Annotated in this window: 13 protein-coding genes and 1 pseudogene; 3 read left to right on the plus strand and 11 right to left on the minus strand. The window is 66.3% G+C overall.

All coding sequences use genetic code 11. The features are described 5' to 3' along the window. Positions 1-229 precede the first annotated feature (229 nt). Genes DAT35_RS21800 through DAT35_RS21810 form a run of 3 tightly spaced genes read right to left on the minus strand, consistent with a single transcriptional unit; the run spans position 230 to position 3,027 of the window. Positions 230-1,084, minus strand: coding sequence for a hypothetical protein (locus tag DAT35_RS21800; protein WP_146209825.1), 855 nt, complete (start codon positions 1,082-1,084; stop codon positions 230-232). 47 nt (positions 1,085-1,131) lie between these two features. Next, positions 1,132-1,386 carry a hypothetical protein gene (locus tag DAT35_RS21805; RefSeq protein WP_108069039.1) on the minus strand — a complete coding sequence of 85 codons (255 nt, stop codon included), beginning with the start codon at positions 1,384-1,386 and terminating at the stop codon, positions 1,132-1,134. A gap of 33 nt (positions 1,387-1,419) precedes the next feature. Then, the gene (locus DAT35_RS21810) at positions 1,420-3,027 is read right to left on the minus strand and encodes a phosphatidylserine/phosphatidylglycerophosphate/cardiolipin synthase family protein (RefSeq protein ID WP_158501821.1); all 1,608 of its coding nucleotides are present in this window, start codon (positions 3,025-3,027) and stop codon (positions 1,420-1,422) included. A 130-nt stretch (positions 3,028-3,157) separates the two neighbouring features. Here DAT35_RS21810 and DAT35_RS21815 point away from each other — a divergent pair, with 130 nt between their 5' ends. Continuing rightward, positions 3,158-4,483: an NAD(P)/FAD-dependent oxidoreductase gene (locus DAT35_RS21815; RefSeq protein ID WP_108069040.1), complete on the plus strand. Its 1,326-nt coding sequence runs from the start codon at positions 3,158-3,160 to the stop codon at positions 4,481-4,483. A 312-nt stretch (positions 4,484-4,795) separates the two neighbouring features. On the opposite strand, the gene DAT35_RS21820 is transcribed toward DAT35_RS21815, so the two are convergent. Then, on the minus strand, positions 4,796-5,113 hold the full coding sequence (locus tag DAT35_RS21820) for a hypothetical protein (protein WP_108069041.1): 318 nt from the start codon (positions 5,111-5,113) through the stop codon (positions 4,796-4,798). Positions 5,114-5,564: 451 nt separating this feature from the next. Between DAT35_RS21820 and DAT35_RS60845 the strand changes: the two genes are divergently transcribed. After that, complete coding sequence (locus DAT35_RS60845) at positions 5,565-6,896, plus strand: hypothetical protein (protein ID WP_233261626.1); 1,332 nt, start codon at positions 5,565-5,567, stop codon at positions 6,894-6,896. Positions 6,897-7,296: 400 nt separating this feature from the next. Here DAT35_RS60845 and DAT35_RS21835 read toward each other — a convergent pair whose 3' ends face one another. Continuing rightward, positions 7,297-7,731, minus strand: coding sequence for a GFA family protein (locus tag DAT35_RS21835; protein ID WP_108069043.1), 435 nt, complete (start codon positions 7,729-7,731; stop codon positions 7,297-7,299). A 582-nt stretch (positions 7,732-8,313) separates the two neighbouring features. Further along, entirely contained in the window at positions 8,314-9,081 is a 768-nt protein-coding gene (locus tag DAT35_RS21840; protein WP_255415196.1) for an alpha/beta hydrolase fold domain-containing protein, read from the minus strand. Between the two features lie 53 nt (positions 9,082-9,134). On the opposite strand from DAT35_RS21840, the pseudogene DAT35_RS21845 reads away from it, so the two are divergent. Further along, positions 9,135-9,473 (plus strand): annotated as a pseudogene (locus tag DAT35_RS21845) (N-acetylmuramoyl-L-alanine amidase); the annotation flags it as partial. A gap of 121 nt (positions 9,474-9,594) precedes the next feature. Here the strand turns inward: DAT35_RS21845 and DAT35_RS21850 are convergent. The 5 genes from DAT35_RS21850 to DAT35_RS21870 all read right to left on the minus strand — a co-directional run bounded on the left by DAT35_RS21850 (position 9,595) and on the right by DAT35_RS21870 (position 16,945). Further along, entirely contained in the window at positions 9,595-12,756 is a 3,162-nt protein-coding gene (locus tag DAT35_RS21850; RefSeq protein WP_108069045.1) for an efflux RND transporter permease subunit, read from the minus strand. A 9-nt stretch (positions 12,757-12,765) separates the two neighbouring features. Then, positions 12,766-14,043, minus strand: a complete 1,278-nt coding sequence (locus tag DAT35_RS21855; protein ID WP_108069046.1) for an efflux RND transporter periplasmic adaptor subunit — start codon at positions 14,041-14,043, stop codon at positions 12,766-12,768. Then, the gene (locus tag DAT35_RS21860; RefSeq protein ID WP_108069047.1) at positions 14,040-15,188 is read right to left on the minus strand and encodes a TolC family protein; all 1,149 of its coding nucleotides are present in this window, start codon (positions 15,186-15,188) and stop codon (positions 14,040-14,042) included. Before DAT35_RS21860 ends, DAT35_RS21855 begins: the two co-directional genes overlap by 4 nt. 446 nt (positions 15,189-15,634) lie before the next feature. Continuing rightward, on the minus strand, positions 15,635-15,961 hold the full coding sequence (locus DAT35_RS21865) for a hypothetical protein (protein ID WP_233261629.1): 327 nt from the start codon (positions 15,959-15,961) through the stop codon (positions 15,635-15,637). Between the two features lie 141 nt (positions 15,962-16,102). Continuing rightward, positions 16,103-16,945 carry an alpha/beta hydrolase-fold protein gene (locus DAT35_RS21870; protein WP_233261630.1) on the minus strand — a complete coding sequence of 281 codons (843 nt, stop codon included), beginning with the start codon at positions 16,943-16,945 and terminating at the stop codon, positions 16,103-16,105. Between the last annotated feature and the right edge of the window lie 27 nt (positions 16,946-16,972).

Here is a 16,972-nt window from a genome sequence, read left to right on the forward strand (position 1 = left end):
AAGGGGTTCTCGACCGACAAACACAACCTCCATCTCACCGCGAAGGACTCAGGGACGCTGCGTGAGCACAGAGCGTGAGCTGTCCCGCCGGGGAGGCGGGCCATGACCTCGCGGTCCGCGTTGGATGCAAGCTCTCGTCGGGCGGGAGGACAGGCGCCTGGGCGGCGGGAGCCGGAAGGGGGGGCCGAGCCCCATGGCTGGGCCCCTTTCTTCCGAGGCTGGACTGGGTCTACAGCCCCCAGCGCGACTTGCCCTGGGTGGTGCTCTCGGCGAGGGCCGCCGCGACCTCTTTCTCGTCGGAGGACAGGTAGAGGGTAGCGGTGACCTCGGAGGCGATGTGGGGGCTCTGTGTGCGCTGACCGTCGAGGTTGAACAGCGCGCTATAGGCCGCGTTGTCCACGTAGCTGCGGCTGCTGGGGAAGGCGAGCCGCAGCGCCTGGATGAACTCCGAAAGCTTCCACGTCACCCGCCCCCGCTCGATCCACCGGGCCAGGCTGAAGCGGCCAACCCAGCTCTGCAGGAGGGTGACTTGCGCCTCGCCATTCCCTGAAACCACCCGCTCGATCAAAAACCGGTGGCTCGTGCCGACCGACACTACCGCGTGAACGTGTGGCAGTTCCTTGAACTCCAGCGCTTCGATGAGCTGCTCGAGATCGTGCGGACCGAGCTCATTGCCCCCGAGGATGGCGCTCAGCTTGTTGGCCGTCTCTCCGCAGATTCCCGTCTGGGGAATGTTGGAGCGGGTCAGTGTGAACTCCAGGAGATCGGGGGCCACGAGCGTGAGGACCTGCAGGTAGGTCGTCGCTCCCCGCTCGTAATCATCTGACGCGGAGCTCCCGATGCTCAAGGCAATCTCCTGGACGTTGTTCTTGACGATGAATCCCCCTACTTCGTCGATCAGCTCCTTCGGCAGGGGCTCTGCTTGCGCCTGGGGAAGGCCGAGCAGGTGCAGGGCGCCAGGCGCGGAGGGGACATAGGAGCCGCGCAGGGTCACTGGATCCGTGGTGACGATGAGCTCCCACTTCGGCAGCTTCTTGTTGTCTTGGATGAAATCCAGAATCAATTCCAGCAGTGTCTTCATCATCGGCTCCCGTCAGGAGATATCCGGCTCTTGCGAGCGGTGAGCGCTGTTCAGATACCGCTCGACGGGGAGGAGGAGAGGCTCTCCGCCCAGCCCTGGAACGCGGATTTGAGATCTCCCTGGGCCTGCTGGATGAGCTGGCTCGGCGAGCTGCTCGAGACGCTGCTGGAGATGACGAGGCTGGTCGAGGGCTTGTCGTCGATGAGCAGGATGAACGAGAACTCGCCACTCAGGCCCTTGGAGGAGTCGGAGGGCGTGCCGGGGTTGAACGAGGCGCTGGAGAGGACCACGGAGAATTTGCTCATGATACAGCTTCCTTTCGTCTTGGAGGGAGACTGCTAGTGCATGGTGAAGTTGAGCTGCTTGTAATCGGGGACCGTCTTGTCGAAGTCCCCGATGTCCAGCGGGATGACGCGGGTACCGGGCGCCAGGGTGTGATTGCCGAGCGCCACGCGGTTGGCCTGTGCGGTCCCGTCCCAGGCGGCGGGTGCCCCCATGTTCCAGTGGGCGAAGAGCGCGTTGCGGATCTGCTGCACGCGCGTCGGGTTGCGGATGAACGCGGCGATCTCCCCGTCGTACACCATGCTGCGGTAATTGAAATTGGCCGAGCCAATCACCGCCACTTCGTCGTCGATGAGCGCCAGCTTGGAATGGATATAGAGGGCGGAGGACCCGCCAGCGGCCACCCGCAGGGGTGAGTACATGCGGATGCCTCCGTTGAAACCGATGATATCCAGCAGCCGGCAGGATTGGGTGCCCGCGCCCGGGGTGAGCGCGTCACGCCACTGGATGCGGTCGTTCTCCATCCACTGGTTGTAGAAGGTGGAGGAAATGCTGCGCAGCGTGCTCCAGGCGTTGTAGCTCTGGCTGAGCTGCCACAGCGAGCTGCCGGCTCGGGAGATCGTCCTGGTGCTCACGGGCAGCAGGCTTTCCTGTGGTCCTGGCACGACGACGCTGGTGCAACTCTGGAATGCCAGCTTGGCGTACGTGATGTAGTGGAGGTACGAGTACACGCCCCCTTGCGGGAAGGGCACGAGCAGGATGACCCGTGGAGGCGCGGGCTGGCTGAGCCGGGTTGCGATCGCGGCGACGATGGTGGGGTCGGTGATGGCGTAGTTCTCGAGGTAGATGTATTGGTTGGCGGCGGCGATCCGCTCGCACAGCAGGGACTGGATGTCCGCCTTGCGCCACCACCCCTCGGCATTCGTCGTGGCAATGGTCACGTTCACGGAGTGACCGCCGATGGGGGGCCGCAGCGCCTGCACTGCGGTGTTGCGCCGCAGCGGCAGGCCGGACCTTTCCCAGCGCCGCACCCACTCCTGTTCGACCGCGTCCGTTGCCGGCCCCTCCACGTGGATGGCGGTGTCGTGGATGGAGCCGCCATATCCACCCATGCCACCCGGATGGGCGGGAGTATCCCAATACCAGTCGTCCAGGTTCAGGCCACCCACCAGCACCCGCCGCTGGCCATTCACCGAGGTGATGACGATCTTCTGGTGGTTGGAGGCCCCGGGGACGTACCGGTTCACCCGCTCCAGATAAACGGAGATGTTTCCATTCGCCTTGCCATCGAGCGCCGTGCGGAAGGCGTCCGAGGCAGCATGGTGTCCGGCGCCCATCTCCGGATGCGCCCACTGCTCGATCAGGCCTGGGTCCCACAGGATGACCTTGACATCATGCCCCGCGTTGCCCACGGCCAGCAGGCGCTGCTCGAGCGTGGTGTGTGGCATTGGCGCGAGGGCGTTCAGGCGCAGGTTCGGGCTAGCGGCCCAGAATGCCATGCGCACATAGGTGTCATCGCTGGGAGCCGCGTTCTGCACCTGCAGGAGCATCTGGTCGAGCAGGGAGAAGAACTGGCTGCCGTCCATGGTGAATTGAACGTCGTTCCCGTTCGAACTCGGTGGCATCTTGAAATCCTTGAAGAGGCGCTGCGTGGCCAGTTCCATGGACGTTTCATGAGCAGGGCTGTGAAACGGCCGGGCCTCTTTCACAGGTAGGCGTGTCGCGCCGTCCAGGGTGCTGGAGGGTGGCGAGGAGCCCGGACGGGCCCGCCACCGTGCCGGGAGGAGGCGAGACATGGCATTGAATATTGTCGTGATCGGCGCTGGAGCCGCGGGGCTCAAGGCCGCGAGGGATCTGGCACGCAAGGGAGCGACGGTGACGGTGCTCGAGGCGCGCAACCGGGTGGGGGGCCGAGCCTGGACGGACACCTCCCTGGGGACGCCCGTCGACCTGGGCTGTCGGTGGCTCCACGGAGTGATTTCCAAGGACCTGACCAACCCTCGCTCGAACCCATGGGCGCGGATCGCGAGGCAACTCGGCACCGAGGCCTACGAGGAGCCTGAAATCGAGAACCACCTCTTCCATGGCACGACGGAGGGGGAGATGGAGATGCTCTGGAACGTCTATGACGAGCTCGAGCGTTCCATCGTCGAGGCCGGAGAGCAGGGCCAGGACCGGGCGGCGAGTGAGGTCGTGCCACTGCCAGGCGCCCGTCCCGTCGCGCTCGTGGCCCGCACCATGCTCGGCCCGCTCGAGGAGAGTACGGAGCTCGACAATTTCTCAACCCTCGACAAGGCGCGGGTTTCGGATGAAGGGAGCAACTTCCTCTGGAGCAAGGGGTATGGAGAGCTCATCAAGAGCTATGGGAAACGGGTGTGCGAGGGTTACGATAAACTCAAAATCCACTTCTCCCACGTAGTCAAACGCATCCTCTGGGACGGGCCCACGGTGCGAGTGAAGGTAGAGGTAGAGGGTAAGGACGTGCTTTTCGAGGCGGATGCGGTCGTGGTGACGGTGCCGACCGCCTGCATCAATGACGAGGATGGGTTGAAATTCGAACCGCCCCTGCCCACGCAGACACGCACGGCCCTGACGAACCTGCCGCTGGGGCACTACCTCAAGGTGGCCCTGAAGTTCAAAGACAAGCTGATGGAGCAGCCCAGGAACAACTGCACGCTCTACCAGAGCGGGGGTGATACGCCCTTTCGCAAGTTCACGCTCAACCTCGACGGTTCCACCATCGCGGTGGCGTACGCCGGTGGTCAACGGGCGGCGGAGTTGGCCATGCATCCCCCGGAGGACGTGGCCCGGCTCGCGCTCGAGGCGCTCGAGCTTACGCTCGGCGACAAGCTCGGCGACAAGCTCGCCGACCCGCCCAATCAGCTCGTCTATAATTGGACGACGGATCCATTCTCACGCGGCGCCTATTCCTACATGAGACCGGGTGGTGGCGATGCGCGCAAGGTGCTCGCCACGCCCATCGACGGGAGGCTCTACTTCGCCGGAGAGGCGTGCTGGGTCACGGCCTACGGGACTGCCCACGGGGCGTACTGGTCCGGAAAGCAGGCGGCACTCAACGTGCTCAGGGACTGGAGCAGCAAGCTGACTTCGACCCAATGACGTAGCGCTCCCGCCGCTCGGGGTGACTGGGCGGGTGGTCTGGGGCCCAAGAGTGTTCATGGGGCGGCATGCCAGGGCACCAGAAGTCCGTGCCCGGACAGGATGCGCATAGAGGTCCGTTCCATAGGAAGAAGCTCCCATCCCGGGGGCCTGAAGGCTTCTTCCTCAGGCACCCAAGCATGGACAACTCCAATGACAGGCGAGGCACACTCCGGCCCGGGTGCTCCTCGAACCCTCGCGCAGCCGCGCAGGTGCCCTCTCGACCTGCGCGACCCTCGGGAAGGGGGCGCCCGAGGCCCACGGCGAGTCGGGTCAGTGGGCGATATAGCTGGAGAACTCGCCCGGCTTGAAGGTGCGGAGCGTGCCCAGGCCGACAGCCGTGCCGGTGCAGTCTCCGCTCCGGTACGCGACGACCTGCTCGATGTTGCTCCATCCCACGAGCGAATCGGCCTCGGCGGGGAACGGCGTGCAGGTCCCATCCGGATGGGGAACGTTCGCGACCAGCGTGGCGAAGTACCCGGCGTAGAACGAGAGTCCAGTGGTGGGCGCGGCCGCCGAGGTCTGTGCCGCGGTCGCAGTGAAGGCGGCGCAGGCGAGCGTCACGGCGGCGAGAACGAGCTTCGAACGCATATCGGATTCTCCAGGAAAGCATGCGAAACGTCGCACCGCATCCTGGCCCAGCGGGAAAGCCGATTCAATCGATAAAGGCGGCCATGGGGCGGTCGCTCGCGAAGCATAGGAAGGAGTGAAGGCCTGTTGAGAGGAGCGGACTGGAAAGGAAGATTTCAACCGCATCAACATTCCTATCGCGGCTCGTCGCCGTGGTCGAAGTGGGGCTCGGAGAGGTCTCTCCCCGCCAGTTCCATCTGCAATCGTTCCTGAAGCCGCCGCGGCGCGGGACATCGACGCGCCGGGGATGAGGGCCGATGTCGATGATCGCGATTCTCACTTTTTCGTCACAAAAACATTCAGAAGCGATGCCTGAACAAGCATGTCTTGATCTTTTTTCCTGGCCTCCTCTATACCAGCTGGCCTCCTCTATACCAGCGCGCCGCATCTTTGAGAGGAGATTGTATTGAGATTGCTTGCCTTGAAGAGTGCTCGGACGGCTCTGACATTGCTGCTTCTGTCGTCGTACCCCGCGATTGCAGCCACTCCGGAACGCGTGGATGCATCGCTGCAGCGTGCCAAGGAACTGGAACCTGCCGCCTCCGTCACAGCCACCGCAGGTCATAAGAAAGAGCCGGAAATCCATGGCCGGGTCGACCAGCAACGGCTGACGAACCGGGCGACGGCAGGGGGCGCCACCCCGCTCGCGGGTAACAACACGCCGGGGACCGCGCAGTACCTCGACCTGAACACCCAGGTGAGCGCCCCCCTGGCCACACCGGGCGAGCAAGCCTGGTACTATGTCTACGTGCCGGCCAACGGCAAGGTCACGGCCTTCCTCCAGACGGTGAACAACGCCAGTCTGGATTATGATCTGTACCTCTACAAATACAACCCGGTGGACGGCTCGCTCGCGCTGCAGGCCCAGTCGTTCTATGCGCCCACGCACTACGAGCAGGCCAGCACCTCCGCGGCTGCTGGTGACTTCTATTTCATCCTGGTTCATGCCTACCAGGGGGCGGACCCTGTCAATCCGTACACGCTGGCCGTCCTGTTCTCATCCCTTCCTGACGTGGATGAGCCCAATGACAATCCCTGGCAGGCCAAGAGCGCCATCGATGGGGTCGCGGTGGTTCGCAAGCTGGACAACGGCTTCGACGAGGACTGGACCCGCCTCACCCTCACCCAGGAGAACACCTTCGTATTTTCGCTGAGCACGGCGGCAACGGGGACCTACCAGCTTCACCTGTTCGGTACCAACATCCACGGCGCGCCGCTCGCCACCATCAATAAGAACACCCAGGCCGCCGTCACGCTGCCTCCGGGCACCTGGTACGTGCGCGTGCTCTCACTCGACTCAGTCATGCCCGCCGAACCTTATACCCTCCGCGTGGCCGTGGCGGCCGGCTCGCTGACGGACATCAAGATCCTCAACCACGCTGGGGTTGAAGATTATATCAACTATGGACAGGGCCCCTCCTGGCGCATCCAGACGAGCGCCACCTTCCAAGGTGTCTTGAAGGACCGGTACGGCCGCGTGCTGCCGAACACCCCGGTGAACCTCGCCGTCTACACGCCGAAAACCTACCGGAAGGAGACCTTTGCCACCGGCCTGTCGGATTCCAATGGGGCATTCAGCATCCCGGTGGAGCTGCCTGCGGCTCTCGGCACAATGGCGTATGACTTCGTGTTTGGGGCGGAGTATTACGATCTCGCGACCTTCAGCCTGTCCGCAGACGGCGTCTCGGTAGGTCGGCACCTCTATCACTACGCCTATACGCGGTGGTACCCGGTCGGTCTCTAGGAAGCACCCTTTTCACGGTGCCGGTGGCGGCTCCAAGCAGGGAAGGGGGTCGTCACCGGCGTCTGGACATGTGGAGGCGGGTCGCTTCTGAGGTCCGCGGGTACTCCGCCTCTCAATGCCTGGGCTCGGCGGCGTCTTCTCCCGCCTCGCTGCTGCCTGGGGCGCCTCGCTCGCCTCCTCCGCTCCCGCTCGGGGGAGCGATCGGACTCGACGACGGCGCCCAGGTGATGCTCCACGCTGACGGAATCACGCTCGTGGCCCGACTCGCGGACTCCACCCAGGCCACCTGCTCCGACGGGCTGATCCACCACCAGCTGTAGCCCAGGAGCACACGCTCACCCGAGGTGGCCCCGCGCTGGGGCCACCTCTCCTGCGAGCGGAATGGCACCTGCACGCCGGGTCATTCCTCCACGCTGATGCCCGAGCCACCCATTTCCTTCGGGACGTCCTTCATTTTCGGCAATCCATCCTTCATTCGGAGCTTCGACTCCTGATAGTGGACATGGATGCCGGGCCGGAATGGGAGGTCTGGAATCACTGCCGCATACACGTCGGTGAGTCCCATGCCGGGGTGCTCCGTGAAGATGTGGCCTCCACAGGTCTTGCACCATTTGCGATAGCTGTGCGGCGTCTTGTTGTAGGTGCCGATGTTGTCCGCCCCCTGAGTAATACGCACCGCCTCGGGCTTCCACAACGTGAAGGCGTTGACCGGCCCCGCCGACCAGCTTCGGCAGGACTCGCAATGGCAATAACCCATCGCGGCCGGCTCACCGCTGACCGTGAACTGAACCGCGCCGCAGAAGCAGCTCCCGTTGTAGACCTTCCCATTGCTCATGATGCATCTCCTTCCTTCGAGAGAGTCAGCAAACCACGAGGGTTAGTGTGTTGCCGCGGCTCGATGTTTGTGCGGCGGTCCGGGCCCCCTGGGAGTGTGGCCTGGCGGACGTGCGCCCACCAAGGCCCACGCCAGCCGGCGCCGCAGTGCATCCAAATTCGAGCACTAACCAACGTGAAGCACCCACGCGTCAGGTGTTTGCAGCTCCCAGAATCTGTTGCGCCCCCTGCCCGGTGGAGAGCCGCCATCGGGCTTCTTTTGTCCTCTGGGGTACGATCCAAGCCTGCACCGCGCCCGACCCCGAGGGGGGCTCGCCTGGAGATGAGCTCCGCGAGCGGGCAGGCACACGAAGCTCGGCACGATGACGGTGCAGTAACTCCGCGGTGAGCCACGGCGGGTGCTGGCGTACGCGTCAGCACCCGCCAGGGTCCGTCCTTAATCGCGCGCACCCCTCCCGCCTCCTTCACGTAGCTCCTCGTTACTCTCGTGGAGACATTCCAGACCGCGCTGCTCGTCCTGACCAACGGGCAGGCCCTGAGGGAAGTGCTCGACTCTGGCGAGTGACGGCGGCAGCGCCAGGACTCACCTGCGGGACAGCATCCGTTCGAGCCAGGCCTCGCGAGCCGCGTTCGCTGCACGGGAGATGGCGGCATGCGGCGCCATCTGGTTGAAACCGTGGAACGCGCCGCCCCAGACGTGGAGCTCCGCATCGCCACCAGCCGCCCAGATCGCACTCGCGTAGGCAACGGCCTCGTCGCGGAAGACTTCCGCCGCCCCCACGTCGATGAAGGTGGGTGGCAGGCCGCGCAGGTCCGTCGCGCGAGCAGGAGCCGCGTAGATCGACACCTCGTCCGTTCCGCGCCGGTCTCCGAGCAGGGCCGTCCAGCCGGTCAGATTGCTGACGCGAGCCCAGATGCCGATTCCCTGGAACTGGTACGACGAGACGGTTTCGTTCCGATCGTCGATCATCGGGCACTCGAGGAGTTGTCCGAGCAGCTTCGGCCCCTGGCGATCGCGCGCCAACAGGGTGGTGCCAGCGGACAGGCCGCCCCCGGCGCTTCCGCCGAAGATGATGAGTCGCTCCGGATCGACCAACAACTCTCCTGTGTGTGCGGCCATCCACGCGAGTCCCGCGTAGCAATCCTCGACGGGGATGGGATCGGGGTGCTCGGGTGCCCTCCGATATTCGACCGTGACGCACACCGCGTCGAACTTCATCGCCCACGCCACCAGGTCGGAGGCACCCGCGAAACGGTTGGACATGACCATCCCACCGCCGTGGATGTGATAGATGCCGGGTCCCGGCCTGGCATGGTCCTTCCGTGAGATCACCGAGACGATGATGTCCACGCCCTGGTAGCCGGGAATGGTGAAGTCGACGCACTGGACCGGCCGGTCGCCGATCTGCTCAGAGAATGGTGGACCGCGACGGCAAGATTTATCAGCTCGTCAATGACCAGAAGCGCGCCTGGCACGCGGGCAAGGGCGAGTTGCACGGCGTGCCCACCGACGTCAACGGGCGCTCCATCGGCATTGAGATCGTCAACGACGGCAGCGGCAAGACGGCCTTCACCGACGCCCAGTACAAGTCGCTCACCCAGCTCGTTGGCTACCTCAAGCAGGAGTACAAGGTGCCGATGAACAACATCGTCGGGCACAAGGACGTCGCCGTCCCCAAGGGCCGCAAGAACGACCCGGCCGCCAACTTCGATTGGAGCCGGCTGCGCAAGGGCATCTCCTGAGGTCGTAGGAGAGGCCCCCATCACCTCGGGGCCTCTCTCATCTCCGGTGTGGACCGGCACTCGCCGCACCACCCTCAGGATGGCAGAGGCCCGTCGGCACGCACCTTCGGCATGTTTTCCTTCATGACGCACCTCCTTCGAGAGCGCGAGCGCCCTCCGTGGGGGCTGGGAACTCCTCGGGGGGAACTGGCACGAGCCGCGGGTTGCCCCGGTCGAACCAGGTGTAGACGGTGGGCAGCACCAGCAAGGTGAGCAGCGTCGAGCTGAGGAGCCCGCCGATGACGACGGTGGCGAGCGGCTTCTGCACCTCGGCCCCTGCCCCGCTGGCGAACGCCATGGGCAGGAAGCCGAGCGAGGCCACCAGCGCCGTGGTGAGGACGGGCCGCAGGCGCACGTGGGCGGCATCATGAGCGGCCTGGGCTGGCGAGAGTCCGTCCTGACGCAGCTTGAGGATGTACGCCACCAGGACGAGTCCGTTGAGCACCGCCACGCCAAAGAGGGCGATGAAGCCCACCGCCGCGGAGATGGACAGCGGCATGCCACGCACGAGCAGGGCCAGCACACCGCCCGTCACCGCGAAGGGGATGTTGAGGTAGATGAGGACCGCGGGCCGCACCGCGTTGAACGTGGTGTAGAGCAGCACGAAGATGAGCAGGAGCGTGAGCGGCACCACGTACGCCAGCCGGCGCGTGGCGGACTGGAGGTTCTGGAACTGGCCTCCCCAGTCGAGCCAGTAGCCGGGCGGCAGCTTCACGTCGCGGGCGATGACCTCCTGCGCCTCGGTGACGAAGCCCTGAAGGTCTCTGCCGCGAACGTTGGCCTCGATGGTGAGCCGGCGCTGGATGTTCTCCCGGCTCACCTGGGCGGGGCCCTCCTCCACTACCACCCTGGCCAGTTGGGAGAGGGGAATGAGCTGCCCCGAGGGGCTTGCTACCTTGAGACCCTCGAGTTGCTCCACACTCTGCCGGGCGTTGGGGGCGAAGCGCGCCTGGAGGGCGAAACGCTTCTGCCCCTCCAACACCGTGCCCACCTCCTTGCCACCGATGGTCTCGATGGTGTCCAGCACGTCTCGCGCGTTGATTCCGTAGCGGGCAATGGCCTGGCGGTCCACCTGGATGCGCGCGACGGGCAGGCCCGCCACCTGCTCGGCCTTCACGTCGGCGGCCCCCGGCACCTTCGATAGCGCGGCAACGAGCCGGTCTCCCGTCTTCTTCAGCACCTCCAGGTCCTCGCCGTAGAGCTTCAGCGCCACGTCCGAGCGCACTCCGGAGATGAGCTCGCTCACGCGCAGCTCAATCGGCTGGGAGTAGCTGAAGAGACTGCCGGGCACTTCCTTTCTCAACGCCTCGTCGAAGCGCGCGATGAGCTCCTCGCGGTTGCTGGCCGTCGTCCACTCCTCGTGGGGCTTGAGCATCACGAAGATGTCGCTGATTTCGACACCCATCGGGTCGGTGGCGATCTCGGCGCGGCCCGTGCGGGAGACGACAGTGATGACCTCGGGGAAACGCTTGAGCACCTTCTCGATGAGGCCCGTCTGGCGCACGGACTCCTCCAACGACACGGAGGGAACACGCCACGCCTGGAGCGCGATGGCTCCCTCGTCCAGCCGGGGGATGAACTCCGCCCCCAGGAAGGGCACGATGGCGAGACTCACCGCGAGCACCGCGGCGGCGATGCCCACCACGGCCTTGCGCCGCTTCAGGCACCAGGCGAGCGTGGGCTCATACACGCGGCGGGCCCCACGGATGATGAAGCTCTCCTCCTCCTTCGCCTTTCGGGGCAGGAAGAGTGAGGCGATCGCCGGCACGAAGGTGAGGGAAAGCACGAAGGCCCCCGCCAGCGCGCAGATGACGGTGATGGCCATGGGCTTGAACATCTTCCCCTCGACGCCGCTGAGGGCGAGGATGGGCAGGTAGACGACGGCGATGATGGCCTCGCCGAAGGCGGCGGCCTGGCGGATTTCCACGGCGGAGCGGTACACCACCTCGTCGCGCTCCTCGCGGGTGAGCTCCCGGCCGAGCTCGTGGTTCTTCTCCGCGATGTGCCGCACGGCGTTCTCGATGATGATGAGCGCGCCGTCGACGATGAGGCCGAAGTCGATGGCTCCCAGCGACATGAGGTTGCCGGAGATGCCCAGCGCCCCCATGCCGATGAAGGCGCACAGCATGCAGAGCGGAATGACGCTCGCGACGATGAGGCCCGCGCGCAGGTTGCGCAGCATGAGGAAGAGCACCACGATGACCAGGACGCCGCCCTCGATGAGGTTCTTGGCCACCGTATGGATGGTTTTGCGGACGAGGTCCGTGCGGTCGTAGAAGGTGTCGAGCGTGACGCCTTCGGGCAGGGTGGGCCGGATGGCCTCCACGGCCTCCTTCACGCGGTTGACCACCTCGCGCGAGTTCTCCCCGATGCGCATCATGACGATGCCCGTGACGGCCTCTCCGCGCCCGTCCCGGGTGACGGCGCCCTGGCGCACCATGGGAGCGAACTTCACCTCGGCCACGTTGCGGATGTAGACGGGGACGCCTTGAGGTGAGGTGGCGACGACGATGTTGCCGATGTCCTCCAGCGACTCCACGAGCCCCTCGCCGCGAATGAGCACCTGCTCGGGCCCACGGGCGATGTACGCACCGCCCGCGTTGGCGTTGTTCTCCTCGAGAGCGCGGAACACCTGCGCGAGCGATAGCCCGTAGGCGGTGAGCCGGGCCGGGTCGAGCTGCACCTCGTACGTCTTGAGCTCGCCGCCGAACGCGTTGACCTCGACGACGCCCGGCACGGAGCGCAGCCGGGGCGACACCTGCCACTCCAGGATGCTGCGCAGCTCCATGGGGCTCTTGCCCTCGCCCTTCACCTCGAACTGGTAGATTTCACCCAGGCCCGAGGAGACGGGCCCCATTTCCGGCGTGCCGTAGCCCTCGGGGATGGCCTCCTTCGCGGCGGCGAGGCGCTCCCCGACGAGCTGGCGGGCGAAGTAGATGTTCACCTCGTCCTTGAAGACGATGGTGACGACGGACAGGCCGAACTTGGAGACGGAGCGGATTTCCTCCGTGTCCGGCATGCCGCTCATCGCCGTCTCGATGGGCACGGTGATGAACTTCTCCACCTCCACCGGCCCCAGGCCCGGCGAGGAGGTGAGGACCTGCACCTGGACGTTGGTGACGTCCGGGACGGCGTCGATGGGCAGTCTGCTCAGCGCGCTCAGGCCGAAGCCAATGAGAACCACCGACAGGATGATGACGATGAAGCGATTCTTGATGGAGAAATGGATGAGCTTGTCGAACATGGCGCCCGCCTAGTCGGAATGGCCCTCGCCCATGCTCTCCTTGGAGAGCTCGGACTTGAGGATGAAGGCACCCTGCGTCACGACCAGAGTGCCCGGCTCGATACTGGAGAGGATTTCCACCTCCTTCGCGGAGCTGGCGCCTGTACGCACCTTCAGCGGCTTGAATCGGTTTTCCCCTGCTGGGACGAAGACCACCTGCTCCTCGCCCACCTTCTGGACGGCCTCCCGCGGAAGCACGACGCGTTGAGGTTGAGCCCCTCCTCCATCGGCTTGCACATCCGCCTTCGTGGCGATTTCGGCCTGGGCGAACATGCCCGGCTTGAGCGCCCCGTCCGTATTGGGCACCACCACGCGCACGGAAATGGTGCGCGTCTTCTCGTCGACGAGGTCGCCGATGTACTCCACGCGGCCGGTGAAGCGCCGCTCGGGCAGTGCGGAGACGGTGAAGTCCACCGGCTGGCCCACGCGCACCTGAGCGAGCTGCGACTCGGAGAGGTCGAGCAGCACCCACAGCTCGGTGAGGTCCGCCACGGTGAAGAGCGCCGTGGCCGCCTCCACCGTCTGGCCTACGATGCCGGCAATCTCCACCACCGTGCCGTCCAGCGGACTGGGGGCGGGGAAGCGCGAGCTGTAGTGCTCGTTGCCGCGCAGCGCGGTGATCTCCGCATCCGAGAGGCCGACCGCGTGCAACCGCCCGTCGGCCGCGTTGCGTTCCGCCTGGGCGGTGACGAAGGCGCTCTCCGCCTCGCGCATCTCCCGCTCGCTGCTGATGCCCTTGGCGAAGAGTTCCTTCTCCCGGCGGAAGTTGTCTTCGGCCACCTGCGTCTTGGTGGCGGCGGAGAGATAGTCGGCGCGGGCGCGGCCCAACTCGGGGCTCTCCAGGTAGCCCAGCGCCTGGCCCTTCTTCACCTTCTGGCCGAGCGACACCTCGATGCTGGCGAGCCGCCCTGGCACCCGGGCCGCCACCCGGGCCACCCCCTTCTGGGTGAAGGTCACGCGCGCGGGGACCGCGAGCCCCACGGAGAGTGCTTTGCGCTGCACCGTGTCCGTCTTCAGTTGCGCCGAGCGCACCGCTTCGGGGGTGAGCTGGATGACCTCTTCGTGCCCACTCCCGCCACCGTGGGGACCTTCCGCCCCCGTGTCCGCGTCGCCGTGGGAAGCCTCTGCTTGCGTCTTGTTGGGGGCGCCCTCGCGCCCACTGACGCTGGATTCCGAGCCCCCCTTGTCGCGACAACCGAGGAGGAGACTGGCAGACAGTGCGAAGAACAGCAGTGTGCGAGGATTCATTGGATGCTCCCGACTGCCCGTTTGAGTTGTGCGTCCGCCGCGGAAAGCTCCTCGAGCGCTTCGATGGAGCCGCGCCGCGCGTCGAGGGCGTCCCGCCGGATGAGGAGAAGCTGGAGGAAGTCCACCTTGCCGGCCCGGTACGCCTCGTTGACCAACGCGAGGTTCTGCTGGAGCGCCGCCAGCACTTCCTCGCTGAACACCTCGACTGCGGCGCTCGCCGCCCGGTAGCGCGCCAGGGCGAGCCCAACTTCCGAGCGCACGAGCCGCTCCGTGGCCTCCAGAGACGCTTGCGCCTGCACCACGCGCGCGGCGCTCACCCCCCGGGCCGCCTGGTTACGGTTGAAGAGGGGCAGCTCGATGCCGAGCGTGCCCTGGATGATTTGCGCGCCCTCCTCGAGGCCGTAGCTGGCCCCGAGGCGAGGGCTGGGCAGGGCCTCGCGCGCGGCGAGCTTCGCCTCCGCGCGCGCCGCCTCCAACTCGGAGCGCGCCGCTTTCGCATCGGGCCGCTGCGCGAGGGCCCTCTCCAGGAGGGCGTCGGCGGACAGAGGCGCGGCGGTGACGGGCCGCAAGCCCCCTTGGAGTGTCAGCTCGTCGGAGGGCTCCAGGCCCAGGAGCAGGCGTAACTCCGCCAGTGCCACCACTTGCCGCTGCGCGGCGAGCGCACGCTCGCGGGCGGCCCTGCCCAGCTCCACGCGCGCGGTATTCACCTCGATGAGGGAGGCAGCGCCGGCCGCCTGGCGCTCCTCGGCGGCCTTGAGGGACTGCTCCGCGAGAGTGCGGCCCTCGTCGGCCAGACGCAGCTCCAGGTCCGCCGCCAGCGTCCTGGCGAAGGCCTCGCGCACCTTGGCGGCGAGCTCCACCCGCAGTGCCTCGAGCCGCGCCTGGCCCGCGGCGAGTTGCGCCTCGGCGGCCTCCTTGCGCGCGCCTCGCTGTCCGAAGACTTCGAGCCGCTGGCTCACTCCCAGTCCGAGCTCGAGGCTGCTGGCTCCGTTCTTGAGACGCGGGCCCACCGCACCTTGGAGCTCCGGGTTGGTCTGCAAGAGGAGCGAGGCACCTTGCAGCCGGGCCTGGGCCGCGGCGGCATCGGCTTGAGCGGAGATGAGACGTGGGCTGCGCTCGAGCGCGAGGGCAACCGATTCATTCATTGTCAGCGCGCGGGCCGCGAGGGCGGGGGCTGACACCAGTAACAGCAGGCTTGTGATGCGAAGGCGTGCGAGCACAGGACTCACTCATGGAGAAAGGGAGGTTGGGCCCAGGGCAATGCCGAGCAGGCAGTGGCCATGGAGTCCCAGGGCAGACACGCCGCCTGGACTCCGGGCCCCTTCCGAGCTCCGGTGCACTGCCTGAGGATGTGAGGGCACCCGCGGACGCGGGGACGTACGGACAGTCCCGCCCCACGGCGCTACCCGCGTGCGATGGCGATGTCCGGCCGGGCCCCTCGCGTCAGCCTCGACGGCACACGAAGGCCGTGTCGAGTCGATGGCCCCGGGGCCATGGCTACCCGGGCGCACGACAGGACACGCGCCTCCGATACGCTCGGCAAGGCGCCTGCGCCTACCCTAATAGAGGGGAGGACCGAGGGACTCGGACGCTATGCGGATATGGGCGGCCGAAGGAGGCGGGCACGCATGCCCTCGGCCACCTTCTCGTGGACAAAGGGGGTACGTGGAGATTCGGCCGTGTCCGCGAGCTCCCCCTGGGGCGCTACAGCGGGAGCGATGGACTGGCTCGCACAGCACCCGCAGTGGTGAGCCGTGGGGCCGCAGCCGTGCTCCTTGCCCGTATTCAGGTCCGTTTCACCCGCCTCGAAGTGCGCGAGGTGCCCGGACGTGACGTAGTGGACGGCTGCCTCGAGCGCCTCCCCGAAGGTAGGCACCAGACCGTTCACCAGTGCGATGACCAGGAGCAGGCGCAGCACGGAGAGTGGATTAGCGCATGGGCCGCTCCGCCGCAACCCCATACCCAGCCTGAATGATGGGACAGTGGCCGACCCAGCATGGACGTGGCCGGCGACCGTTGGCCTACGGACGCGCTGGTGGCGCGAGGCGCTGGTGCGTGCTCAGGGCACCGAGGCGCGCTGCTGCGCGAGCATCCAGTCCCAGAACGCGTAGTTGTCGTACTGCTGGGTCCAGCAGTCGTGATTGCCACCCGGCAGCACCGTCAGCCGGGCGATGTCGCTGCCCGTCGTCACCACGCCCGGCTGGGAGGTCCACGTCGGGCTGGAGGCGCCGGGGAACAGGTACGTCAGCGTCGCGGTCGGCTCCGGCACGGTCACCATCTGGTTCTGACCGTAGTTCTTCGTCACGCCCAGCAGCCACGAGCGCTCGGCGGAGAGCGACGTGCCATCCGCGAACGAGTGGACCGCCCACACGGGGACGTTCTTGAGCTGGGTGATGGTGGGCCCTGGCGCGCCGATGTTCGTCGCCATGGGCGCCAGCGCCGCCAGACGGCTGCCGTACTGATATGCATACTTCCAGGCGCCATAGCCACCGAAGCTCAGGCCCGTGAGATAGATGCGCGTCGTGTCCACGCGGTAGTTGGCCACGAGGAAGTCGATGAAGGTGTTGAGCTCGCTGGGCAGCCAGTCCGTGGGCGCGCGTGGGGTGAAGACCATCACCTGCTTCTGACCGAAGTACGCCTTGCCCTGCGCCGAGCCCTGGAGCTTCTTCAGCGCTCCGTGCCTGGTGACGACGGTCAGCAGGTTCGCCTCGGTGGTGGACGTGCCGAACTCGGTCAGGCCGTTCAGGTGGATGATGACCGGGTAGTACGTGTCCGGGGACGTGAGGTAGCCCGGGGGCAGGTACTCGCCGTAGCCGTAGATCGCGCCCGTGCTCGAAGCCAGACGCGCCACCACCTGGTCTTCCGTGGTGATGACGAGCGACGACGACCGGGTACCCCACACGTCGGCACCGTCCGTCTCGGCACCGCC

Origin of the sequence: Vitiosangium sp. GDMCC 1.1324 (assembly GCF_003044305.1) — a bacterium.
Taxonomy (GTDB): Bacteria; Myxococcota; Myxococcia; order Myxococcales; family Myxococcaceae; genus Archangium.